Origin of the sequence: Nitrospira sp., from assembly GCA_030653545.1 — a bacterium.
Taxonomy (GTDB): domain Bacteria; phylum Nitrospirota; class Nitrospiria; order Nitrospirales; family Nitrospiraceae; genus Nitrospira_D.
The window spans coordinates 108,445-132,293 of record JAURZE010000024.1 but is presented as its reverse complement, the minus strand read 5'-3'; the positions used below and the strand labels follow the sequence as shown (position 1 = coordinate 132,293).

26 protein-coding genes are annotated in these 23,849 nt (G+C 60.2%); 10 read left to right on the top strand and 16 right to left on the bottom strand.

The window, feature by feature from the left end:
* Positions 1-8 precede the first annotated feature (8 nt).
* From Q7U39_10805 to Q7U39_10790, 4 genes are all read right to left on the bottom strand, one after another.
* On the bottom strand, positions 9-695 hold the full coding sequence (locus Q7U39_10805) for an FMN-binding protein (GenBank protein MDO9118441.1): 687 nt from the start codon (positions 693-695) through the stop codon (positions 9-11).
* A complete protein-coding gene (locus Q7U39_10800; protein ID MDO9118440.1) occupies positions 680-1,138 on the bottom strand; it encodes a hypothetical protein in 459 nt (152 codons plus the stop codon). Before Q7U39_10800 ends, Q7U39_10805 begins: the two co-directional genes overlap by 16 nt.
* 60 nt (positions 1,139-1,198) lie before the next feature.
* On the bottom strand, positions 1,199-2,674 hold the full coding sequence (locus tag Q7U39_10795; GenBank protein ID MDO9118439.1) for a hypothetical protein: 1,476 nt from the start codon (positions 2,672-2,674) through the stop codon (positions 1,199-1,201).
* A gap of 134 nt (positions 2,675-2,808) precedes the next feature.
* Entirely contained in the window at positions 2,809-2,988 is a 180-nt protein-coding gene (locus Q7U39_10790) for a hypothetical protein (protein ID MDO9118438.1), read from the bottom strand.
* A gap of 152 nt (positions 2,989-3,140) precedes the next feature.
* On the opposite strand from Q7U39_10790, the gene Q7U39_10785 reads away from it, so the two are divergent.
* Positions 3,141-4,157, top strand: coding sequence for an FAD:protein FMN transferase (locus Q7U39_10785; GenBank protein ID MDO9118437.1), 1,017 nt, complete (start codon positions 3,141-3,143; stop codon positions 4,155-4,157).
* A gap of 25 nt (positions 4,158-4,182) precedes the next feature.
* Positions 4,183-4,557 (top strand): hypothetical protein, encoded by a 375-nt coding sequence (locus Q7U39_10780; protein ID MDO9118436.1) that lies wholly within the window; start codon positions 4,183-4,185, stop codon positions 4,555-4,557.
* Here Q7U39_10780 and Q7U39_10775 read toward each other — a convergent pair.
* The 7 genes from Q7U39_10775 to Q7U39_10745 form a co-directional block, all read right to left on the bottom strand.
* Positions 4,529-4,801 (bottom strand): energy transducer TonB, encoded by a 273-nt coding sequence (locus Q7U39_10775; protein ID MDO9118435.1) that lies wholly within the window; start codon positions 4,799-4,801, stop codon positions 4,529-4,531. The two genes, Q7U39_10780 and Q7U39_10775, sit on opposite strands and share 29 nt — an antisense overlap.
* A 779-nt stretch (positions 4,802-5,580) precedes the next feature.
* Entirely contained in the window at positions 5,581-5,958 is a 378-nt protein-coding gene (locus tag Q7U39_10770; protein ID MDO9118434.1) for a biopolymer transporter ExbD, read from the bottom strand.
* A complete protein-coding gene (gene exbB, locus Q7U39_10765; GenBank protein MDO9118433.1) occupies positions 5,939-6,373 on the bottom strand; it encodes a TonB-system energizer ExbB in 435 nt (144 codons plus the stop codon). The genes Q7U39_10770 and exbB overlap by 20 nt, the downstream gene beginning before the upstream one ends.
* A 116-nt stretch (positions 6,374-6,489) precedes the next feature.
* A complete protein-coding gene (locus Q7U39_10760) occupies positions 6,490-7,593 on the bottom strand; it encodes an ABC transporter ATP-binding protein (GenBank protein ID MDO9118432.1) in 1,104 nt (367 codons plus the stop codon).
* Between the two features lie 32 nt (positions 7,594-7,625).
* Positions 7,626-9,209: an iron ABC transporter permease gene (locus tag Q7U39_10755; GenBank protein ID MDO9118431.1), complete on the bottom strand. Its 1,584-nt coding sequence runs from the start codon at positions 9,207-9,209 to the stop codon at positions 7,626-7,628.
* Between the two features lie 15 nt (positions 9,210-9,224).
* On the bottom strand, positions 9,225-10,259 hold the full coding sequence (locus Q7U39_10750) for an extracellular solute-binding protein (protein ID MDO9118430.1): 1,035 nt from the start codon (positions 10,257-10,259) through the stop codon (positions 9,225-9,227).
* A 103-nt stretch (positions 10,260-10,362) separates the two neighbouring features.
* Positions 10,363-10,794, bottom strand: a complete 432-nt coding sequence (locus tag Q7U39_10745; protein ID MDO9118429.1) for a Fur family transcriptional regulator — start codon at positions 10,792-10,794, stop codon at positions 10,363-10,365.
* 146 nt (positions 10,795-10,940) lie between these two features.
* Between Q7U39_10745 and Q7U39_10740 the strand changes: the two genes are divergently transcribed.
* Positions 10,941-11,504 (top strand): hypothetical protein, encoded by a 564-nt coding sequence (locus Q7U39_10740; protein MDO9118428.1) that lies wholly within the window; start codon positions 10,941-10,943, stop codon positions 11,502-11,504.
* An 83-nt stretch (positions 11,505-11,587) separates the two neighbouring features.
* On the opposite strand, the gene Q7U39_10735 is transcribed toward Q7U39_10740, so the two are convergent.
* The 5 genes from Q7U39_10735 to Q7U39_10715 all read right to left on the bottom strand — a co-directional run bounded on the left by Q7U39_10735 (position 11,588) and on the right by Q7U39_10715 (position 17,818).
* Positions 11,588-11,983 (bottom strand): hypothetical protein, encoded by a 396-nt coding sequence (locus tag Q7U39_10735; protein MDO9118427.1) that lies wholly within the window; start codon positions 11,981-11,983, stop codon positions 11,588-11,590.
* Positions 11,961-12,731 carry a response regulator transcription factor gene (locus tag Q7U39_10730; protein MDO9118426.1) on the bottom strand — a complete coding sequence of 257 codons (771 nt, stop codon included), beginning with the start codon at positions 12,729-12,731 and terminating at the stop codon, positions 11,961-11,963. The genes Q7U39_10735 and Q7U39_10730 overlap by 23 nt, the downstream gene beginning before the upstream one ends.
* A gap of 152 nt (positions 12,732-12,883) precedes the next feature.
* A complete protein-coding gene (locus tag Q7U39_10725; protein ID MDO9118425.1) occupies positions 12,884-13,519 on the bottom strand; it encodes a response regulator transcription factor in 636 nt (211 codons plus the stop codon).
* Positions 13,500-16,112, bottom strand: a complete 2,613-nt coding sequence (locus Q7U39_10720; protein ID MDO9118424.1) for a PAS domain-containing protein — start codon at positions 16,110-16,112, stop codon at positions 13,500-13,502. Before Q7U39_10720 ends, Q7U39_10725 begins: the two co-directional genes overlap by 20 nt.
* 173 nt (positions 16,113-16,285) lie before the next feature.
* Entirely contained in the window at positions 16,286-17,818 is a 1,533-nt protein-coding gene (locus Q7U39_10715) for a carboxypeptidase M32 (protein ID MDO9118423.1), read from the bottom strand.
* A 103-nt stretch (positions 17,819-17,921) separates the two neighbouring features.
* Between Q7U39_10715 and Q7U39_10710 the strand changes: the two genes are divergently transcribed.
* From Q7U39_10710 to Q7U39_10680, 7 genes are all read left to right on the top strand, one after another.
* Positions 17,922-18,575, top strand: coding sequence for a class I SAM-dependent methyltransferase (locus tag Q7U39_10710; GenBank protein MDO9118422.1), 654 nt, complete (start codon positions 17,922-17,924; stop codon positions 18,573-18,575).
* Positions 18,572-19,492 (top strand): DMT family transporter, encoded by a 921-nt coding sequence (locus tag Q7U39_10705; GenBank protein MDO9118421.1) that lies wholly within the window; start codon positions 18,572-18,574, stop codon positions 19,490-19,492. Before Q7U39_10710 ends, Q7U39_10705 begins: the two co-directional genes overlap by 4 nt.
* Before the next feature lie 286 nt (positions 19,493-19,778).
* The gene (locus Q7U39_10700) at positions 19,779-21,611 is read left to right on the top strand and encodes a PAS domain S-box protein (GenBank protein MDO9118420.1); all 1,833 of its coding nucleotides are present in this window, start codon (positions 19,779-19,781) and stop codon (positions 21,609-21,611) included.
* On the top strand, positions 21,608-22,261 hold the full coding sequence (locus tag Q7U39_10695) for a response regulator transcription factor (protein MDO9118419.1): 654 nt from the start codon (positions 21,608-21,610) through the stop codon (positions 22,259-22,261). Before Q7U39_10700 ends, Q7U39_10695 begins: the two co-directional genes overlap by 4 nt.
* Positions 22,262-22,403: 142 nt before the next feature.
* Positions 22,404-22,664 (top strand): hypothetical protein, encoded by a 261-nt coding sequence (locus Q7U39_10690; protein ID MDO9118418.1) that lies wholly within the window; start codon positions 22,404-22,406, stop codon positions 22,662-22,664.
* Entirely contained in the window at positions 22,654-23,064 is a 411-nt protein-coding gene (locus Q7U39_10685; GenBank protein MDO9118417.1) for a response regulator transcription factor, read from the top strand. The genes Q7U39_10690 and Q7U39_10685 overlap by 11 nt, the downstream gene beginning before the upstream one ends.
* Positions 23,065-23,153: 89 nt before the next feature.
* Positions 23,154-23,546 carry a nuclear transport factor 2 family protein gene (locus Q7U39_10680; protein MDO9118416.1) on the top strand — a complete coding sequence of 131 codons (393 nt, stop codon included), beginning with the start codon at positions 23,154-23,156 and terminating at the stop codon, positions 23,544-23,546.
* Positions 23,547-23,849: the final 303 nt, after the last annotated feature.

Sequence of the window (23,849 nt, the reverse complement as noted above, 5' to 3'; positions counted from 1 at the left end):
CGCTTCGTTTAGTTGCCGAAAATGGATGTAAAGATGCCCTTGTCAGACCTGCGGGATGCGACCGTGTCGCTCCCTAAGCCGGCCGGCTTTAAGTAAAACTCGTCTACGAGGACGAGCACGCGCTTGACGCCGGCGCTCATGGAGCGAACGGACATGGTGGCGCCGCTGATATTGATGATGTCCTTGTTGATCCGGATCGGGTCGGACACCGTTCTCCCGTCGTATTGCGAGTTGAACCGCTTCTTTCCGACTTCGCTCCCTTTGGCGTCGCGAAACACCAGCAACTCCACGTCGGTGCAGGTGCCCTTGGGATCGACCCCGACCATATAGGTCATGTGTTTATATTTGCCGATGGTGTTGTGGATCATGGCATAGCCGTCGATCTTGTCCCCGGTTTCACCGATGTACAACTCGAACGACTCTTCCGGAAATTTCCAGCCGATCCGTTGCTCGATGAGCTCTTTCTTGTCCGGTGTCAGGCGGATCAGTTCCTTGTGTACGCGTTGCGACTTGGGAAGGATCGTTTTCACGGCCTCCTCTTCCGTCATAAATTCCTCATACTTGAAGTCGTCGTCCTTCAGATACCGGCGAAGTTCGGCATCCCAGACTTTTTCGGTGGCCAGAACGGGGAGTGCCGAGGCCATGAGCAACACAGTGACGGTGACGGTGCGGAACGCACTCAGTTGAGAGAACATCCATGCTCCTTTAGTTTCGTGTCCAGGCGGCTTTGTACATCCGTCATGACCTCCGCCGAGGGATCGGTGGAGGCCCAGCCGAAGAGGCGCGAGCCGCCGCGGAAGGCCCATCGCTGCCGTTCTTCGGCAAAGCTGATCTTCGTGACATCGTCAAGTCGCTTGACGATGAGGGTGATGCGGGACCGATCTTTGCTATCCCCCACTTCACGTTGGAGGGCACCAAAGGTCCGTCCGGGCATGGGAATTTCGAGCCAGCCGGTGACGATCATGCCGGCCGCTTTATCGTTCGTGACGATCGCCCGATCCTTCACGGCCTCAAGCGCGGCCTCCCAGGCATGGTCATAGCTGCACACCGCAAAGCGCTGTTGCATGCCGCTCATGGAGGCGCACGCCGTTAATAACGTCGGCAGGAGGAGTAGTGTGAACAGTCGTTGCATCATCATGTCCGGTCTGGTTTCTCGATGAGGGACCGTCCCATGTTGGGGCGGCCCCTCGAGATCCTTTTAGAAGTACGTGGCTGCCTGGATCAGGAAGCCGTTGCCGTTCATCGGGCTGCCCGATGTCCCTAGATCGCCTGCGGGGACGAGACCCTTCGCATCTTTCTGGGTGTTGAATTGCCAGTCGAACTTGATGACGGTATCTTCGATCGGCCGGAAGTTGAGGCCGAGGGTCAATCGCTCAAGCTCCCGCTGGCCACCCAGCGCATTCTGCTTGGTGCGGCCGTCCGTGTCGGTGTTGACACGCTCCCACCGGACGACGGCGGTAAATGTCGACGCATCCGTGAAGTGGCTGGGTGCCCAGGTCTTCAGGAAGTCCGGCATGAAGTGATAGTTGCCTTGAATGTAGTAGCCTTGCATGCCGGCCGGTCCGATGCCTCTGCTGGCCACTCCGGTCGCATTATTGTTGCTGATTCTTGTCCAGGCCGATTCTCCGATCACTTCGAACGGGCCTCGTTGCAGGGTCCAGTCCAAGGCAACAATGTCGATCGTGCCCGAGTCGACCGTTCCGGCTGACGGCTTGTAGGAGCCATGGTAGCCGGATCCGGCGACTTCGATGCCGAGCATCGGGCTGAAGGCCACACGGCCGACGATGGCTTTGTTGTCATCCCGATCCCGGGAGACGCTGCCTCGTGCGTTTCGCACGCCTAGGTCGGTAATGCCGCCGGCAGTCTGGCTCATGCCGTTGACCGCATAGAGTTCGTAGTCGATCTTCGACAGTGAGGAGGGGTATAGAGTCCCGTAAATACCGGCACCGGCTTCAAACCAGGTGCTAGGAATGATAATCCGGGAGACCATCGGGCGATCCACCAGGTCGTTCAGGGGGGAGTCGTGTAGGAGGTTGAACTTACCGACTGGCATCAACAGGATACCAGCACGGAGGTTGATGGCCTCATGGATCAAGTAATCGAGTTGTGCGAACTCGATCTGCATCGAGCCGTCTCCAAACGTGTTTCCAGCACCAGTTTGCGGGGCATTAATGCCGCCGCGCTCGATCTCGATTTCTGTCGCGAACTTGATGTGGTCGGTGATGTCTGCATAAATAAACGGCACCATCCGCTGCTGACCGAAGCTGTTACGGCTGGGATTATCCAGGCTCTGACGCGAGAGGTTGTTGTACATCACATCGACATAGCCGCCGACCGTGGCCTTGGGTGCGCTCAAGAACGGCTTCGCATAGATCAGTTTTCCTGACCCGGTCGATCCGAACCCGAGAGGAACGTTTTCTTCGCCCTTGCGTCCGACTCGAATGTCGATCATTGGGCCGGTTGCAACAGGGTATTGAACTGCGCCGGGCTGGCCGTCCTTCTTCTCCATGCTCCGTTCGGCCGAACTTTCGTGCCGTTCGTGCTCTTGCATCTTCTTGTTCACAGCATCATCGACTAACTTCTTGATGTCCTCCGGGGTCATATCGACGGCCAAGGCCGGCATAGCCGACAAACTGGCGATGACGAGAGCCCCGAGGATTGACCGCATCTTCATCGGTATCCTCCACGGTGAGTTGGGTTGTGGTCTGACTCGGGACTCGGTGGTCTCTGGTCTGGTGGCTGCGAACAAAATGGAACCTCGAATGAATAGTGTTGTCGTTTTGAGAAAGACTCCTTTCATAAATCGACTCATGATGCGACGGCGCTCCATCCTTCGATGGATGAGAAGGGGATGACGACGATGCGTTTGCAACGTTTGCATTTCAGCTCGATCCCCTGTCCGCGTACTTTGGCAATCAATTGCCCGCACTCGCAGCGGGTTTCATTGCCGTGGCAGGTGTCTGGTTTCGACATTCGCGTGGTAACCATAGCGCGCCTGGATCCTTGTAAATGAAATTGAGAACGATTATTAATATCCTGACAGAGGTTCCATTGTCAAGAGGGGCTTCTGTGTCGCATAGTGGCGCAGGACGGATGATCTGTTCGCCTGTCTAGGGGGCAGGACCTGAAAGGGTAGGGGTATGATGCGCGCGTGGTTTTCGGGAATGTTCGGAGTGCTGGCGGTCATTCTGCTTGCAGGGTGCGGTTCGGTTCGCTCCAGTGAACTGCCGGTCGTGGTCAAGCGCACTCAGATGCAGATGGGGACGCTGGTCTCCATCACAGCCGTCGCGCCGACTCGGGAGATCGCCCAAGCTGCAATTGAGGCCGGATTTCATGAGATTAAGCGGCTGGAACAGATGCTGAGTACATGGATTGCGACCAGTGAATTGTCCCTGGTGAATGCGGCCGCGGGGCACCATCCCGTGGCGATCGGTCCGGAAACGCTGGAGTTGGTTGTACGCTCGCTTGAAATTGCTGCTCTCACCGAAGGGGGATTTAATATTGCGGTCGGACCGGCGGTGGAGGCGTGGAGTGTCACGGAACGCCAGCAGATTCCAAGCCAGGGCGAGTTACAAGCGCTCGAGCCGCTGGTTGATTGGTCCACAATCCAAGTTGATCGAAAGGCCCGCACGATCCTTCTGCCAAAACCAGGCATGCGCATTGACGTTGGCGGAATCGGGAAAGGTTATGCGGCCGATCGCGCCGTTGACGTGATGAGGAGAGCGGGGGCGCAGGGCGGAGTGGTGGCACTGTCGGGCGATATTAAGGTCTTTGGTGACCTGCCAGGCATGAAGGGATTCCCCGTGGGGATTCGCCATCCGCGGCAGGAAGGCGCGCTCATCGCGACGATCGATCTCAAGAACGAGGCTATTTCCACGGCAGGCGACTACGAACGGTACTTTGAGCAGGATGGCATCCGGTATCATCACATTCTCGATCCGCACACGCTTGAGCCAGCTAGGAAATGCCAGAGCGTCACCGTGATTGCCGTCGAAGGGATCGTGGCAGACGGGCTTGATACAGGAATTTTTGTGCTTGGGCCAGAACGTGGAATGGCGTTGGTCGAGCGTCTGCCGGATGTCGAAGCCGTCATCATCGATGATCGAGGAAGCATGACGGTATCCTCGGGACTTCGATCCCGGCTAGGGTATCCATAAAAAGGTTTCATTCGGGAGGGGGGCAATGGCTCAACGATGGGCGAATATGGTCATGCGATGGACTCGGTTTGGTGCGGTTCTGGCGCTCGTCTTCTGCGGCGCCTGCGGCGAGTTTGAAACGGGCTATTTCCAGAGCAAGGTGAATCAGGTCACGCAGGAGGAAGTAGCGAAGCGCTACGGCGCTCCCCATAAGCAAGAGCGGCAACCTGACGGGCGTTCGCTCTGGACTTATTATGTGCGGGGAAGCGGGACCAGCGGTTATAGCGGGTACGCCAGAGCGGAGTATTGCCGGGCCTATCTGCTCACGTTCGATGAGCCGGGGATGTTGCGGGACTGGCGGGACCAGGATTGCGCGACGAAGCCGGCCAAGATCACCGAGCCGTTTTCAGATCGTAACTGATCGAGAACTTGATGGGGCGCTGCGGGCGGCCGAGCGGGCGTGAAAGCTTGATCGGTGGGCCTTGCTCCACATCGGCAATGGCTGCTTGATCGAGCAGGGCATTTCCTGAACTTTTTGCGATCTTCACATCCGTCAGCGTGCCGTTCTCATGCAGCATTGCCACGAGCACGACTTTCCCCTGCACGCCTTCCAACCGTAATGTTGCCGGATAGTGTTTTTCCAGGTCGGCAATCCATTTCCCCATCAGCGTTGCGAGCCAGCCGTCATCTGATTTTGCGGTGCTGGGCTGATCTGGCGAAGTGAGCGCGGCCACGTCCGTGGCGGCCGGCGTCGTAGGTTGATTGATTGCCGTGGAGGTATCTGCGGCTCTGCTGGGTGTCGGTATTGGCTGCGGTGGGATTTCTCCCTGCGTGCGAACAGGCTCGGGCGGGACTGGTGCTGGATCTGGAGCGCTGGATGCTGTGCTGGTTGGCGGGGAGGCTGACAATGGTTCGGGGGATGCCACTGAACGTGCGGGCGTTGGTATGGAGGCCGGGGCTGTTACCGGTGGAGCCTCAGGTGACTTCATGGCAGCGGGTGGCTGTAGGCGAGGCTCTTCACGGATTGGCTCAGGTGTGGGCTCGGGTTTCGAGGGTGCGGTGGCTTGTATCGGGGGGGGCGGAGCCGGTACAGCGCGAGGCGGTGGGATGTGAGTCTCAATAGGCGGCGCTGGGGTGGGGGCGACGGGAGGAGGCAAGGCCTGAGCGGGTGCGGGTTCCGGGTGTCTTTGGGCGAGAACTTGTGACGGCGTTGGTGTCGGGGGAGCCGGCGGCGACTCGCTAGCGGTCGTCGGTGATTGAGGCGCCGCGGTCGGTTGAACCATTGCGACATTCCACTCGAATGGTTCCTCCAGCAGTGCCAGTTGCATCTGTTGAAGTAATACCATTGCTCCGAGCACGAGACTGCCATGGAGACAGACAGAAACCAGCCATCCGGCCTTGTGCGCCCCGCCTGCGCTGAGGCGATCATGACTCCGGGCATGCGTCACAACCGGATCACCTCAAGGCTGACTTGCTGAAAGCCCAACCCGCGCACTTCATCGACGAGGGCGACGAAGCGTTCGAGTATGGTTACCTTGTCCGCCCGTACGACGACGGCAGAGTCGCGCGATTCGTTGCCGAGCGCAGCTGGCAAGCCGTCATCCGGTATGGCCTTGTCGTTCAGGAACAGATGCCCTTCTGAAGTGAGCGTAATGACGAGGGGCACATCTTTGCGGTCGCTGACCGACTTCGCTTTGGCCAGATTGACCGGGATCTGCCCCGTGCTGATGAAGGTGGCGGTGGTCAGGACGATGACCAGCAGCACGAGCATGACATCCACGAGCGGGATGACGTTGATTTGATCAACTTGCTGACGATCCATGATCCACCTTGTACTGGGTCAGCAGTTCGGCGACCCGGCGTCGGAGAATGTTATTCATGACTACACAGGGAATGGCGACGAGCAATCCCACGGCGGTCGCTTTCAAGGCGAGGCTCAATCCGATCATGATCGTGTTGACCGCCATGGTGCCGGACGTGCCCATGGTGTGGAAGGTCAGCATGATTCCCAGGACGGTGCCCAGCAGTCCGATGTAGGGAGCGTTGGCCGCCACCGTCCCGATGATCACCAATCGCCTCGTCAGGGCAATTTCATACACCTGGGCGTTGGGGTAGTGCGCGGCGTTGATGTTGCGGTAGAAGAGCCAGCGCTCAACGGCGACGGCGACCGACCACAGACTCAGGCCGAGCAAGAGTCCGATGATGCCATAGTCCACGACATGTTTCAGTGAGTCCATGCACGTACTCCTTCGGTAGTACTGGTTCTGAGTCAGGACCGGCCGGGACAGAGGCCCGATCGCTCCTCATCAATGCCAGATGGTGAAAAGACCTGTCAACTGGAGCACTGTGGTGCCTAGCTTGTCGCAGTGGGAGCAGGGAACACAACGGTGTGCGTGGCCAGAACCTGCAGCTCTACGGCGGTCCCTTCCTGATACACACTGGTCGAGCCCTCGCTGCTGTGAACGATCTGTCCCGAGGGAAGGCTGACGGTATACAGGTTTTCAGATCCCCGGAACTGGCGCGCTTGAATGCGGGCGCCTGCCCCCTTGGCCGGCGAGAGGTGGATATCGTCCGGTCTGATCATGACGACGACGGCGGTGCCTTCCTCGCCGGGAAGCGTATTGGGAAACTCGCCCAGCTCCGTGTGAATCATCCCGTCACGGATTTCGCCCTGGATAAAGTCGGCCTGCCCCACAAAGTCTGCTACGAAGGGACTGGCCGGCATGTGGTAGATCAATTCCGGCGTATCCATCTGTTCCAATACGCCCTGGTTCAAGACCGCGATCCGGTCGGCCATCGCAAAGGCTTCTTCGTGATCGTGCGTGACAAGGATGGTCGTGGTCTTGGTGCGCCGCAGCAGCGCATGCAGGTCCTGGCGCATCCGGCCGGCCATGTCGGGATCCAGATTGCTGAAGGGCTCATCCAGCAGGAGGACGACGGGATTCTGCACGAGTGCGCGGGCGAGCGCGACGCGCTGCTGTTGCCCGCCCGACAGTTCATGCGGATAGCGGCGATCAAATCCTTCCAGGCCGGTGAGTGTGAGCATCTCTTGGACCTGGCACCTCCGGTCCCCCCGGGACAGGTGTTGGAGCCCGAAGGCGATGTTGTCCGCCACGCGCAGATGGGGGAACAGCGCATATTCCTGGAAGACCATGCCGACACGCCGCTCTTCGGTCGGGACGGTGAGATTCGCATTCGACACCAGGCGCCCGGAAAGAAACAGTTCGCCGGACCGGACCGGTTCGAATCCGGCAATTGCCCGGAGGATCGTGGTCTTCCCGCAACCGGAGGGGCCTAACAGGCAGAGAATTTCTCCCTCGCGTGCGGCAAAGGAGATATTGCGGATCGCCGGCCTTCCGGTTTCATAGGCGCAGGCCACGGCGCGCAGCTCCAGCACATTGGACGCGGGCTGGTAGAGGTCCGGTTGGTTCACGACGTGATGTGTTTCAGTGTGCATACAATCCACCGCTGCGGTTGAGGTGCTGTCATTTACGCGGCCCTCCAGTCTTTTGAGACCAAGAGGAACAAGGCCGGCAGACTCAAGAGCACGATGAGCAGCGCCGCCGGCGCCGCTAATTGGAAATACTCCTCACTCGCTTCCAGCCAGACGCGAATGGCCAAGGTATCGAAGCCGACCGGGCGCAAGAGCAGCGTCGCCGGCAGTTCTTTCATGGTCTGAAGAAACATGAGCACCCAGGCGACGACAAACCCGTTGCGAACCAGCGGCAGCGTCACGCGGCGCCAGGTGTCGCGGACGCCCAGCCCCAGCGTGCGGGCGACTTCTTCGAGATTCGGCGTGATCTGTTGCAGGGCCGGTTCCAGCGATTGGAGCCCGGCGGGGAGAAAGTGGATCACATAGGCGATCACCAACAAGAGGATTGTCCCGTACATCACCGGGGCGATCTTCAGGCAAAGCACGAGCACTGCGAGCGCGGCGACCGGCCCTGGTAGTACATAGCCGGCATAGGCGGCTTGGAGACAGCCGATATTGAGAGCCGTCGGGCGTCGGCTTGCCAGATACGCCAATGGCAGGCCGATGATCACGCCGACGGTGGCGGCGGCGGCCGCCAACAGGGCGCTGTTCCAGATAAAGCCAAAGAATCGGCTATCGACGATCGCTTGTGCTTCCGGCGAGAGACTCCAGGTGATCAGCAAGTAGGCGGGAACGCCGAAAGACATGGCGACGATCAGGCTCATGACCGCAGTGATCGAGGCCGTGCCGACCCAGGTGCAGCGCACGCGCTGCGGCGGGCGATAGCGGCCGGTGGTCTGGTAGAAGCGGCTGCGCTGGCGAAACCAGCGTTCGGTGACGAGAAAGAGCAGCGCCAGGACGACGAGCAAGACACTCAGAATGCTGGCGGCGGTATTGTCGGACCGTCCGGTCATCTGTTGAAAGACGGCGTAAGTCAGCGTCTGGTAGCGCAGCAGCGACACCGCGCCGAAATCCGAGACCACATAGAGAATGACCAGCGCGACTCCTGCGGCGATCGACGGGCGCATTAGGGGGAGGGTCACGCGCCAGAGCGTCATGAGCCGGGACACTCCGCAGACTCGCGATACCTCCTCGAACGACACATTCAGGCTTAAGAGCGCGCTTCGGGTGAGCAGGTAGACGAAGGGGAAGGTGTCGAGCGCCATCACGAGGGTCGTGCCCCAAAAACTTTGCGGTGACACAATGTGGGCTTGCGGCCCGGCCCAGAGTTGCCAGAGGCGTTCCACCGGTCCGCCGAATCCCAGAAGATAGGTGTAGACGTAGGCCAGGACGTAGGTCGGCATGGCGAGCGGAAGAATCAATGCGACTTCCCAGAGGCGGCGTCCCGGGAAATCGAACCGAACGACCAGCCATGCCGTGGAGACGCCCAGGATCAATGTGAGGACGGCCACCGCCCCTGCGAGGGTGACGGTGTTGAACAGCAGTTCAGGAATTCTCGTCGCCCAGAGGCGGGACCAGACCGCCGGGTCAGCTGAGAGCGCAAGGACGGTGACATAGCCGAGCGGAAGCAGGATCAGCCCGGCGGTGGCGATGGCGGCAAGTTGCAGCGGAGAGGCGAGCTGCTGGCGAAACGTCGTCACAACGGGCCTCGTGATTTAGCGGAGGCCCACTTGCTCGATGAGCGTCAGAGTCGGTTCCCGGAGCTCAGCCAATCGTGTCAGCGGCACGAGGGCCGCGCGGAAGCTCTTTCGATCGACCAGGGCCGGGTCTGCCTTTACTTCCGGATGTAATGGATATTCCTTGTCCAAATCGGCAAACATCTTCTGTCCGGCTTGTGCGACGAGAAACTCGATCAGCAGCTTCGCATTGTCGACATGGGTGCTCGATTTGGTGATCCCGATCCCTGTCACATTCATAATCGCGCCCATACCGCCGTCTTTTTGATCCGGCATGATGACGGCCAACGGCGCGGCGGGCTGCGTGGCGAGGTGGCGGTACACGTAATAGTGATTCACGATGCCCACGGCGACCTGCCCTTTGGCCACGGCATCCACGATCTGGGAGCTTTTCTGGTAGACCTGCGAGCCGGCGTTATCCCGCAGGCCCTCCAGGAATTTCTTGGTGCGCTCGTCGCCGTGAGCGGCGCGGATCACCGACACGCCCGCCTGAAGATATTCACTGCCGGAGTTGGGGATCGCAAGCTTGTCTTTCCATTGGGGATTCGCCAGGTCGAGCAGGGAGATGAGCTGATCGGGCTTCACCATCGTCGTGTTGTACACAATAATCCAAAACCGGCCGGAGAGGCCCACCCAGCTATTGTCTGCGGCGCGGAACTGGGACGGAATGGCTCGTTCGACCTCGCGCATGTTGAGCGGCCGCAAGAGTCCGGCCCCGCGCGCAAGTTCAAGGCTTCCGGCATCATTGGTCAACAGGAGGTCAGCGGGGGTTCGATCGCCTTCCGCCTTCAGCCGGTTGACGAGTTCTGTAGTACCGGATGACAGGAGATCCACCTGGATGCCGGTTTTCGCGGTGAACGCATCGAACACCGGCTTGATTAAACGTTCTGCCCGACCTGAATAGACGACCAATTTGTCGGCCGCAATCGAATCGGTGAGCGGAAAGGACAGTGCGCAGAATGTGATGAGGATCAGAAGCAGGGCCGGCATGTGGCGATGGTGACGCGAGATCATGGACGAGTAAAATCGTGTTAGAAAAGTAGCCATAATGCGCGGTTTGCCTCGCAATTGAAATTGATAAATCGTCTCAATAAGATAGCAAAAAAAACGGCAGGGGTCAATGACGACAGCGTCCGCAGAGGCCGTAGAGTTCAAGGCGGTGAGTGGAAATGGTGAAGCCGTTCCGGGTGGCGACTTCCTGCTGAAGCTTTTCAATCTCGCAGTTTTCAAACTCCACGATCTTGCCGCAGTCGGTGCAAATCAGATGGTCGTGATGACCCTTGTGGGAAATGTTGTCATATTGCGTCTGCGTGCCGAAATGCCGGGCCTGTGCCAGACCGGCTTCGCAAAACAGGTTGAGGGTACGGTAGATGGTGGCAAGCCCCAGGTGCGGGTCTTTCTTCGCCAGTTGGTGGTACATCTCTTCGGCGGTGATGTGTTCCTGCTGGAGGAACGCGTCAAGAATGAGTTCGCGCTGGCGCGTGTACTTCAGCTGGTGTTTGCCGAGGTGCGCTTTCAGCGCTTCCATCTCTTTCACATGTTTGGGCATAGAGTCCGGCCGACCCTCCTGTAAGGAGAGACATTAAAGACCAAAGCCGGCGGTGGGTCAAGGGGGAAATGGCGAGCGGATGGGTTTGACGATGCTCCAGCAGGCTGTCTATAGTTCGATCATTCGAGGATAAACGGAGACCATCGATGAGAAAGCCGAATCAGATTACGGTGGATCGAGCGCTGCTGCTGTATGTGCTGTATCTTGCCGAACCGCACGGACTGCTGAGCGACGTCAAGTTGCAGCAGCTAGGCTTTCTGTGCGAGCTCCAGACGTTTGGGAAAGGCTTCAAGGGGTTTCATTTCGAGTTTTTTCGGTTCGCGTACGGCGCCTTCAGTAAGGATCTCGACAACGACCTGATGTCACTGCGCCGGAAAGAGCGGGTCGAAAACTTCACCCTGTCCGATCAGGCAAAAGAGGAAGTCATTCCGCTCTTGCTCAAAAGCATGGAGGGTGTGGAAGCGAATGAGAAGGTGAAGGAGATTATCGACGCGGTTATGACGACCTATGGCCCGCAGGACAGCGGCGCCATCACGAATTCCGTCGAGGCCGTCGAACTGAGTACCCCTCAAGATCCCGAGTTCAAGATTCCCATACGCGACATTGTCTTCCACACTACACTGCTGGTTCCGCATCGCATCGAGGTGCAGGCGGAATTCACGCTCTCGCCCGCCATCCTGTCCAAGCTCAACATCGCGATGGGGTATTAGTCGTTTCACGGCCGGCGGACGATCAGACGAGGCTGGTAGGGGGCTGTGCCGGACGGCGTCACACCTCAGCGGGCGTGAGTCCGCTACCGGGGAGGCGATTCGCCCCTGAGGGCACGGGTGGTGGTGTCGGTCAGTCCAGCCAAGGAGTCGGCCGCGACGGGAACGTGCCAGGCGCGCAAGGCTCGTGCGGCAGCTCCGCCATAGGCCAGCCCCCCGCTGTGGTCTTCGCGCGTCACGGCGATGAAGGGTGTGTTGGGGTGCAGATTGCGGAACAGGACCAGCCGGGAGAGTCCGTCATGATCGCTTGAGAGGACCTCTGCGACAATGAGGTCGTACCCCGACACTTGTCGCGCTCCCGGTTGGCTGAGGATCGCTCGGGTGTTCGGGACGCCGAGCACGGCAGCTCCGTCATGCCCCATGGATTGGCGGAGTGAGTTTCGGAAGGTGTCATCGTCGCTAATAAGCAGAATTGTGGGCATGCAATAGCTCCTCTTGAATCAGTGAGCGGGAGCGAGTGCGTCCCCGGATTGTCTCGGCCGCCATGGATGTATAGGGAGGCGGGATATGCTGGACTGTGCGATTGATGAACCAGGCGGCGACTTGGGAGCGGCGCGACATGTGCAGCCGGTCGAAGAGGTCGGCGAGGTAGTTTTTGACGGTCTTCTCGCTCAAGTTGAGCTGGGCGCCGATTTCCTTGTTGGTAAGACCCTCGCTCAGGAGCGGGAGGATCTGCTGATGTCTGGGAGAGAGGTGTGGGGCCAGCCCTTGCGGGGATTCTGCCTGCTGCCCCATCCACTTCAGGGCGGTGCTCATGAGATCGTAATCGAACGCCGGTTTTCCGGCCAGCACCTGCGTGACGACTCCGGACAGCCTGGAAGGGTGAAAGGTTTTGAGAATGAAGCCCATCGCGCCGGCCTGCATCGTGTGGAGGAGCAGTTGTGCGGTGGCGGCATTGGCGACGAACACGATACGCAGGTCCGGGCATCGACTGAGGAGGGCTCGACAGGTTTCGATCCCGTCGCCATCTGAAAATCTGGTGCCCATCAGCACCAAGTCCGGCCGCCACCGGCCTGCGTCTGTCAGCAGTTCGGTGGCCGAGGAAACGGGAAACAGCACATTCAGGCCAGGCAAGGCTGCCAGAATTGTGTGAAGCCCCATGCGCGTGGGCAGTTCGGAGTCAGCGATGAGGATGGTACGAGCGGCGCGGGGTGCGGGGCGTATGGGCATATTGTGAAACACCATCAGGGTACAGTGAACTATTCTGTACAGATGCGCGGTCGGCAGGATTTCGGCAATCGGCGGCAGTCTCATTATTGCGTAGGACTCAATACCGTTAGCTTGTCAGGGAAAGTCTGACGGGAGGGTGCGCGGCGGCGGGGTCACTTCGCCAGCTGATGGTCAACGGCAAAGCGGATCAACTCAGCCGTCGTTCGAAGGTTCAACTTCTCCAGGATGCGTGCTCGATAGGTGCTGACGGTTTTGATACTGAGGGCAAGCTGCTCGGCAATTTCCGTGGGAGTCCGGCCTGATCCGATGAGTCGGAGCACTTCGAGTTCCCGATCCGAGAGCCTTTCGTGCGGTTCCCGAGCCTCGCCGGAGGTGGTGCCGAGATCGGCGGCGAGTTGCTCTGCCAGCGCGGCGCTCACATACCGGCCCCCCTGCAAGATCCGTTTCACGGCAGTCGTGACTTCTTCCGGCGCGGTGTCTTTGGTGAGATAACCGGAGGCACCGGCTTTCAGCGCGCGTCTGGCATACTGAGCTTCCGGGTAGAGGCTGAGTATCAGCACCGGCAAGTCTGGAGAGATCCGCTTGATGTCTTTGAGCGCATCGAGACCGCTTTTGTCAGGCAGATTGATGTCGAGAATGACGAGATCCCAGGGAGTGGCGTGAACGGCCTCAAGGGCATCCAGTGCGGTGCCTTTCTCGACGATCGTCAGGTCGGGGAGGTCTTCCTGGAGCACATGGGCGACACCGCGGCGGACCAGGGCATGGTCATCAACCAACAGGATTTTCATGTCCCTCCTGGTTCAGGGGTGAGCGAGCGGTGGAGGCCGAAGGCGGAGGAAGGAGGACGGCCAGTGGAATATGCAGTGTGGCGACGGTACCTTCCGACGGATGGGGTGCAATCGTAAACGTGCCGCCAAGGAGCATGGCGCGCTCGGTGATCCCTTTCAGCCCGAACGAGTCGTGCCGCGTCTGATGGTTCGGCGTGATGCCGGTCCCATTGTCATGGACCACCACGGTCAGCAGATTCCGGGTGCGGATCAAGGAGATGCTCACGGCCATTGCGCGCGCATGACGCAGTACATTGGTCAGAAGTTCCTGCACGATCCGGAAGACGGCCGAGGCCGTGGCATCGTCAAACGGGACTTCGACTAGCGCGGGCTCGACCACGACGTCGCAGGCGATTCCGGTTCTGACTTCAAATTGTTGCGCGTGAGCCTGCACAGCGGGAATCAACCCGAGTTCATCCAGAATGGCGGGACGGAGAGAGGTGCTCACGTGTCGCACCTGCTTGAGCATCGAATCGCTCAGGTGTAACAGATCGTTCAGCCGGGCATCGTCGTCTTGCGTGGCCTCCCGGGAGGCGTGCGAGTGCCGGCTCTTCTTCAGCGATGCCAGCTGAAAGCGCATGGCGGTCAGCAGCTGTCCCAGTTCATCGTGAATTTCCCGGGCAATGCGGCGGCGTTCGTTTTCTTCCACCGTCGCGGTCTGCCGGGTGACTTCCTGGAGCCGTGTATAGGCGGTGCGTAGCTTGGCCTCGGCCAAGTGTCGGTCAGTGATATCTTCGACCGTGCCAGTCACACGCAGGGGGGCGCCGGTTCCATCGCGGGTCACCTCCCCGCGGCAGCGGATGTGGCGCGCTTCTCCTGATGGACGGAGAATGCGACAGACCAGGTCATAGGGCGTGTCCTGGATCAGCGTCTCGCGGAGGGCGGCGATGACCTGCCGGCGGTCGTCCGGATGTACGGATTCGACGAACAGATCGTAGGATGGGAGGACGCTCCGGGGAATATAGCCGAAGATGCGGTAGGTCTCATCCGACCAGGTGACGACGGATTCTGCTGTCCATTCCCAGCTCCCCAGTCCGGCAATCCGCTGGGCTTCTTTCAATTGTGTTTCGCTCCGGCGGAGGGCTTCCTCGGCGATCTTTCGGTCCGTGATGTCCTGGCAGGATCCGGCCATGCGCCGGGGTTCGCCGTGAAGGTCTCGGATGGCCCGGCCGCGTCCCCGCAGCCAGCGGAAGTCGCCCCGGTTTGTTCGTATGCGGTATTCCACATCGAACGGAGTCTGCTGCTGGAGGTGTTCCTGCAGGGCGGCAAACACCTGGCCGCTGTCGTCAGGGTGCAATCGCTGAGCCCAGTGGGCGAGCGTATGAAACGGGTCTGACTCGTTCAGCGCCAGGATGTCGCGGATTTTGGGCGACCACCAGATCGGATTCTCCGGATCGAGCATGGCGCGCCCCGGCAGGCGGTGTCCGTCCCACCAGGCGTCGGTCGAGCCTTCTGCGGCGAGCGCCAGCCGCTCTTCGCTTTGGCGCAAGGCGGCTTGCAGATGCTTTTGGCTGGTAATGTCGATGAGAATGCCCTGCGCCGTCTTCGGACGACCCTCCTCACAGGTCACGGTGACGACATCGTGGACCCAGACGATGCGTCCATCTGCGGCGATCATGCGGTACTCCGCACGATGATTGAGCCCTTGTGCCGTTGCCGCGAGACAAGCCTGTACGGTGGCGTCACGGTCCTCCGGGTGGATGTGATCGGGCCAGAAGGCCGGGTCTTCGAGCCACCGGCTTACGGGATAGCCCAGGAGGGTTTCCGCGTGCGGGCTGACAAAGGTAAAGGCCAATGTCCCCGGAGTGGCTTCCCAGACGACACTGTCGAGATGATTGACGAGATTGGCGAACCGTGCGTCGGACAGTCGCAACGCTGCTTCGGCGCGTGTGCGCGCGGTGATATCGATCATCGCGCCGATCATGCGGATCGCTGAGCCCGACCCGTTTCGGATGATGGTGCCACGATCGAGAAACGTGCGAAAGGTGCCATCCAGAACTTGAAATTGATACTCGCCAGTCCAGCCGGATTGCCCGTTCTCGATGGCCGATTGGATGTCTTGGAGGACGCGGCTGCGATCCTTTGGATGAAGCCGCGATTGCCAGGCTTTGATGGAAGGCTCGCGGACCGGGTCGTATCCGAATACCGCGACCGCGTTCTCGCTCCACCAATGGGCGTTGGTGCGAAGGTCCCAGTCCCAGAGGATGTCGTTGGTCTGACGGGCCAGCAACTGCCAGCGCCGTTCGGCCTGGAAATGGGCGATGCGGTCCCGGATCAATCGGCGGAGCCCGAAGGCGACCGTCCAGAGGGTGATCACAGCCAATGTCCGATTGAGGACGGCATAGGCTACGGGGGCCCCTGGTGGAGACAGCGCAAAGCCGGCCGCGATCAGCAGGGTGCACGTCCCGGCGATGCGAAACGGGAGCCGCGGTTCGTATAGAAACGAACTCAGGAGGAGCGGGACGAGATAGAGGATGGCTTCAGCATAGCCAAGCGGGGTGAGGATGTCGCCAATGAAAACGACGATCGTACAGAGGAGAACGCTGATTGCCAACCTGGAACTTGGCTGAGGAAGCACGTGGGTACCACTGCCTTCCAAAATGCCATCCGGCCATGACGGACATCACGAGACTCACGTAGGCGGAGGGTAGCCATTTATGAACCTGGGCGATAGGGCCTTTTGGGGTAGAGCCAATTGTCGTCAGCGCTGTCGGTGGCGGATGGATGTTACAGCTTGTAGAGCTCGCCGTATTTCTTTTCGAGGTAGGTCAGGAAGGGCTCCGGGTTGATGCTTTTCCCTGTCACGCGCTGGGCGAGGTGGTCCGGGGCGAACATGCGGCCCCAGCGATGGATCTTTTGCTCCAGCCAGCGGCGCAGTACCAGCAATTGGCCGGCCGCGATTTCATCGTCCAGGTGGGGAATCTCCAGCTTGGCCTGTTCGAAGAACTGGACCGAATAGAGGTTGCCCAGCGTATAGGTCGGGAAGTAGCCGAAGGCGCCGAACGACCAATGCACGTCTTGCAATACGCCTTCGGCATCAGTCGGGGGCGTGATGCCGAGATAGTCCTGCATCTTCTGATTCCAGATGCCGGGCAGATCGTCCGGTTGTGTCCGGCCTTCGATGAGATCCTGCTCGATTTCGAAGCGCAGCATGATGTGCAGATTGTAGGTCAGCTCGTCGGCCTCGACGCGGATGAAGGAGGGCTTCACGCAATTGATGGCGGCATAGAAGTGCTCCAGATCGATGCCGCGCAATTGGTGGTGAAACGTCTGTTGCAGGATCGGGTAAAAGAACTGCCAGAAGGCCCGCGAGCGCCCCACGCAGTTTTCCCACATGCGCGACTGGCTCTCATGGATGCCGAGCGACACGGATTCTCCGAGCGGCGTGCCGAAGTAGCGCTGGTCGAGTCCCTGATCGTAGAGGCCATGGCCGCCCTCGTGAATGCAACTGAAGAGGCAGGATTGCAGTTCGTGCTCATGGACGCGCGTGGTCACGCGTACGTCGGTCGGATGGAACGATGTCGTGAACGGATGGGCGGAGAGGTCCAGCCGTCCGCGCTCAAAATCGTAGCCCATGGCGATCAGCACAAGCCGGCCGAATTCCAGCTGCCGGGCCTGATCGTACGAATGCCGGAGGATGCTGTCGTCGATCTGATTCGGGCTCTGGGTCACGCGCTTGAGCAGCGGCACGAGTCGCGCTTTCATCTGCGCAAACAACGGCCGGAGCGTGGCGATGGTGGACCCTGGTTCGTAGACGTCCAGAAGCGCGTCGTAGGGGGAGGTCTTGTACCCGAGGTATTCAGCCTCTTCCCGTTTGAGCGCGAGCACCGTGCGGAGGTTGGGGAGAAACTGGCGAAAGTTGTTCTGCTCTTTGGCCTCGGCCCAGACCTGCTGCGCCAGGGAGGTTTCCCGGCTGAGCCGGACCACAAAATCGGAGGGGAGCTTTTTTGCCCGGCTGAAGTCCCGCCAGATTTCCCGCAGCAGCGAGCGCGAGGGTTCGTCCCACAGATCGCCCGGTTGATCGATGGCCTGTCCCGTCGTCGGGTCGACGGTGGCGGCGAGAAGCCGTTCGATATCCGGGGAGACGAGTTTGTCGTGGGCGAGGCCTTGGAGCACGGCGATCTGTTCCGCGCGCGCTTCCCCGCCGCCGGCCGGCATGTGCGTTTCCTGATCCCATGACAAGACGGATGCGGCGCTGTTGATTCTGGTGATTTCCAGCAGCTTGGTTGTCAGTGGTGCAAGCGTCGCAACAGTCTTCACGTCCGGCCTCCTCGCTTATGCTAAAATCTCGATTCTTCAGCCAGTCTACGCAAGGCGGGCAGGGTTTTTCAAATGATGCCGACAGGATGCGGAAGGATCGCGAATGAAGACGTTGGTCGCCCCTGAAATCGAAGCCTATGCGCAGGCGCATTCCATGCCGGAGTCCGACGTGGCCCGTGCGCTCCGCGAGGAGACCCAGCGAACCATGGAGTATGCGCAGATGCTCGTCGGGCCGCTGGAAGGGGCGTTTCTCAAAATGATGGCGCAGCTGGTCGGGGCGACGCGGGTGCTGGAGATCGGCATGTTCACAGGCTACAGCGCGCTCTGTTTTGCCGAGGCGCTCCCCGATGACGGGCGCGTGATCACCTGCGAGATCGACGCATCTTCGGCGACATTGGGACGGAAGCATTTCGCCAACAGCCCGCACGGCAAGAAGATCGAGATCCGCCTCGGACCAGCCCTGGAGACCATGCGGGAGCTGTGCGGACCGTTCGATGTCATCTTTATCGATGCCGACAAGGTCAACTACCTGAACTACTATCGCCGGGCGCTCGATCTGTTGTCGCCCGCCGGCGTCATGCTGATCGACAATGTGCTGTGGGACGGCGAGGTGCTGAAGCAGCCGCCGCCCGATGAGAAAACGGCGGCGATCCAGGAACTGAATCGGACGGTGGCCGGCGATCCGCGCGTGACAGCGGTGTTGGTGACGATCCGCGACGGGGTGCTGGTGATTCGGAAGAAGGCGGCGGTGTCGTGAAGTCGTCGTCCATTGGCGCGGCCTATGGGGCCCTTGCGCTTGCCGCCGTACTGTGGGGCGGATCGATTGTGGCGCAAAAGCTGGCGCTGGGATCCTTCTCCGCCGTCGAAGCATCCGTGCTGCGTGACATCGGCGGGCTGGCGATTCTGCTCACGACCTGGTGGTGGCAGGAGGGGACGCTGGCCAAGTTGTCCGGGGGCGACATCCGCACACTCTTTCTCCTCGGGCTCGGGGTGTTGGGCAATCACCTCCTGATTCTGATGGGGCTGACGTATGTCAGCGGGGCGGTGGCGGGCGTGATTATCGGGTCGGCCCCCGTGGTCACGGCGCTGCTGTCGGCCGTGATGATTCAGGATGTGCCGCTCCGATCGGTGTGGGTCGGGGGGCTGCTGTCTTGCGCCGGTGTGGCGCTGGTGTCGATTGCAGGCTTTCAGGCAGCCGGCGAACATCCGGTGTTAGGCAGTCTGTTGGTATTCCTGGGCGTCGTCAGTTGGGCGCTCTATAGTATCGGCAGCCGCGCCGTGATGGACCGGATCTCGCCGCTTACGGTGAATTGGACGACGTTGTTGGTGGCGACCGTGCTGCAGATTCCTCTCTTGTGGACGGATCGCAAGATGCTCGATGCCGGCGCGGCTTCGGTAACGGTGCCGGATTGGCTGGCGCTCGGGTATCTCGTCGTCTTCGCGACGGCTGTGGCGCAGCAAGCCTGGTTGTTCGGGGTTCAAGGGATCGGGCCCTCCCGGGCGTCGATCCTCGGCAATCTCACGCCGGTGGCCGCGGTCGCGCTTTCAGCGCTGATTCTGCATGAGCCGGTCGGTCCGGTGGAGTTCATCGGGATTGCGCTCATCCTCGCCGGTGTCTGGGCCGTCGATCGATCCACGAAGCTGCCGGCCAGTTCGGAGCGTACTCATGAGTAGGGTGTTTACCTATCAGGAAATTCCTGATCTGGGATAACTGCCCTAGTACTGCTTCTAGTAGGGCCTTTCCTGTAGGATGCGCCCCATCCATGCGCGCTCATCTGTGCCGCACAGGTTCCGTGTCTGATAGTTCCCGCCATCTCATGGCCGACCAGGCCACGTCCCATAGAAGTGTGCCCATTTCCAGGAAGTTTGCCCAGAGTGATCTTCGATGTTGATTTGTCACGGCAGGTGACAGGACCTTACTCTGAGCCAGACTGTTCCATCATCGTATGACCCGCTCTCTATGACGACTCGGACCATCCATATCGCGATCGGCTTGATGCTGGCAGGGACGTTCCTGCTCGATTACCTCACGCCCCTGGGGTATCAGGTATTCCTCCTCTATACGGTGCCGATTGTGCTCACGCTCTGGTTGGAGCAGGAACGGTCTGCCTATCTGGTCGCGGGCCTGGCGATGCTGACAACCTATCTCGGATTGATTCTCTCTCCACTCGGCATTCCCGTGGAGGTGGCCTTCCTGAACCGGTCGCTCAGCGCCGTCCTCTTCTGGGTGATTGCGGTTCTTGTGATTCGGAGCCGTACCATCTTAGTGGATCGTGGGACCAGGCAGTTGGCCGCCATTGTCGATTCCTCGGGGGATGCGATTATCAGCCAGGATCTCAATGGCATGGTGACCAGCTGGAATGGGGCAGCGGAGCGTCTGTTCGGCTATGACGCCTCTGAACGGATCGGTCACCCTCTGAGCGCAATCATGGCATCGGAGCAGGCGGCCGAAGAAGCTGAGAAGAGCCGGCAACTGCTGTCTGGCGTCGAAATATCTCAGTATGAGACGGCGTGGCCGCATCGTGATGGATCTGTGATCGCGTTGGCGCTGAGCCGCTCCCCGATTCGGGACCAGTTCGGTTCCGTCGTGGGTCTGTCCACCATCGCGCACGACATCACCGCCAGGAAAGCAGCGGAGGCCTCGCTCAAGGAAAGCGAAGGGATGTTGCGGGCGTTCTTCGAAAGTGCGGCGCTCATGATGGGCGTAGTGGAGGTGCTCGACGACGACGTCCGGCATCTGTCCAGCAATCGTGCCACCGCCAGGCTCTTTGGCACCACTCCGGACAGGATGAACGGGCGGCTCTGTTCTCAGCTGGGTGTGCCGAGGAATGTGGCTCGGATGTGGCTGAGTCACTATCGTCTTTGTATCACGGAACAGTCACCGGTACGGTTCGAGTACGAGCACGATGATGCGCGAGGCGGCCAGGGTGAACGGCGATCGTTGCTGGCGACGGTGTCGATGATCGGCCGGGGAGCCGATGGGGCGGCGCGGTGTTCATTTGTCGTCGACGATGTGACGGAATGGAGAAAGGCCGAAGACCTGCTCCGCGAGGCGCATGCCATGCTGGAGTTGCGCGTGGCCGAGCGGACCGCTGAACTCGGCGACGCCACCGTGCGGGCCCGGACGCTGGCCCAGCGCCTCTTCGACGTGCAGGAAGCGGAGCGTCGCGCCGTCGCGCAGGATCTTCACGACGAAATCGGCCAGGTCCTGACGGCGCTCAAACTGAACTTGCAACAGGTGCAGCGTGACGGGCCAGGGACAGCGTCTTCGACGGGGTTGAACGAAAGTATCGAGATCAGCGACCAGCTGTTGGTCCGAGTTCGGAGCCTGGCGCTGGATCTGCGGCCCTCGCTATTGGACGACCTCGGGCTGGTGCCGGCCCTGCGCTGGTACGTGACCAAGCAGGCGGAACGGGCCGGCTGGAAGCTGCAGCTGCATCTGGACGAGGCCCCGCTGATTTTGACGGGCTCGCGGAGCATTGCCTGTTTTCGCGTCGTGCAGGAGGCGATGACCAATATTGCTCGCCATGCCAAGGCCACATCGGTCTCGCTCTCCCTGGCGGTGGCTTCCGAACAGGTGCGCGTGGTGGTGCAGGACGACGGGTGCGGGTTCGACGTGGCGGCCATGCGAGTCCGAGCCCACCAGGGGTTGAGCCTGGGGATGTTGGGGATGGAGGAACGGGTCAGCCTTGTGGGAGGCATCATGCGGGTTCAATCGACGATCGGGCAAGGAACGTCCTTGGTCTTCTCCGTCCCGCTGACCGAGCCGCAGCAGGAGGCGTTGTCGTTATGACGAAGGTCCGCGTGCTGTTGGCCGAAGATCACCAGCTGGTCAGAGCCGGGATTCATGCGCTCCTGGATAAGATGGGCGGCGTCACGGTGGTGGCCGAGGTCAGCGATGGGCAGGCCGCGGTGAAGGCGGTGGAGACGCATCAGCCCGATCTGGTGCTCATGGACATTGCGATGCCCGGGCTGAATGGGTTGGAAGCCGCCGGCCGGATTACGAAGAGCTGGCCGAAGGTCAAGGTGGTCATCTTATCGATGCATGCCAATGAAGAGTACCTTCGCCAGGCCTTGAAGGCCGGAGTGACAGGGTACTTGTTGAAGGGCGCCGACATTCAGGAACTGGAGCTGGCGATCAGAACGGTCGGCAAGGGCGAGCCTTATCTGACTCCCTCGGTGGCGCGGTATGCGATTGAGGCCTATCAGCATGAAGGGGGGCGTCCGCTCAATCCGCTCGATCGGCTCAGCCCGCGTCAGCGGGAGATTTTGCAGCTTATCGCCGAAGGTCATTCCACCAAAGAAATTGCCTTTCGATTGAGTCTCAGCGCTAAAACGGTTGAAACGCATCGTTCCCAGCTGATGGAGCGGCTGGATATCCATGATGTCGCCGGGCTCGTCCGGTTTGCGATCCAGGTCGGGTTGGTCCATCCCTCCTCATAAAGTCCAGCGGTTCCTGTTCACGATGCTGGTACTGGGAAAGATGTCCCATCAGGAATTTCCTCACTGGGTAGGGAGGGAGGCATCTGGTAAGACTATCTCCCTGACGGGCGATCGCCCCTGAATGTTTCATATGAGGGCGTGCGTGATGGTTGTCATTGGACTCTTGGTGAAGGGGCCTCAAGGGGAAGAGTATTGGGTGACCGGCGAGTCCGAGGCCGGCGATGCTCCCAGGCCGTTTGGGATCTTTCGGCGCGAGCCGCAAGGCTGGGTCTTGACCAATTTGTCGACGGATGAGCAGGCCCGCTTGCGCGCCGAGTCGATGATCGGGATCTATAAGATGGCGAGGCAATTCGGTGTCGGAGTTCCCTGGCCACCTCAGGGGCTCACTCCAGATGCTTCCTGAAAATAACCACCGTTCAGCGGGAGGCCCGATCCGGGTGCTGGTGGTCGACGATCATCAGGTTCTTCTCCGCGCCTTGGAAGACTGGCTGAGCGGGGTGCCGCTGGTGAAGTTGGTCGGGATCTGCGGATCGGCCAGAGAGGCCCTCAGCGTCCTCCCTGAGCGGCGGCCTGAGCTGGTGTTGCTCGATGCGAATATGCCCGACATGGGCGGCATCGAAGCCGTCGAACCGATCAAGCAATGGAATTCGTCCGTGCGCGTGGTCATCATGTCCTTCGACGAAGTCCATCTCGCCATTGCGCGGAGGATGCCGTTGGTCGACCAGGCCATTGATAAGCACCATCTGCGGGAAGAGTTTCCTCTGCTGATTCAGGAGATCGTTCGCGCCAGACCCTCCAGTTGAGACGCCGGCTCACTGCCTCTGACCATGATTCTCTCCTCGCCCTCCTGACGGTGATTGCAGTATGATGCCCCTCTCACGGAGGAGGCCGCATGCTCGAACAACGCATCGACGAAGTGACCAAAGCCAATCAGGCCTTTTACGAGGCCTTCGGGAGCCTCGATATCGCCAAGATGGATCGCATCTGGGCGCACCAGGAATATGTCACCTGCATTCATCCCGGCTGGACACTCCGGTCGGACTGGCCCGAAGTGCGTGATTCCTGGGTGCTGATTTTCAACAATACGTTCTCCATGCAATTTGAATTGTCCGAAGTCATGATCCAGGTCGCGGGCGACATGGCCTGGGTGATCTGCGTCGAAAGCATCACCAGCCAGCAATCCGACGAGCCGCAAGAGGCCAAAGTGCTCGCGACAAACCTCTTCGAACGCATCGGCGACGAGTGGCTCATGATTCATCATCATGGGTCGGCGGTGATGGGGTAGCGGGGGTGGTGCGGGTCGTTGTGGCGTTTTCTGTGCTCGCTGAGCGCGCATGCGGGAGTGAATCGTATTTCTACATTGTGGGCGATGCTCGGTGAATGCGCGCAGGAGACCCCCCCCACCGCCCGCTGATAAGAGAAGGAAGAAGAGGCGATGATCGGTAATGCACGCAGGAGAAAACCACACAACGACCCCTTGAGAGAGGGGGAAGAGAGTGACCGAAACACCCCTGGCAGGGAAGTCATTGACAACTTGTGACCCTCTGGCTAGAGTCAAATCACTACAAGTATCAGGCGCAGGGAGGTT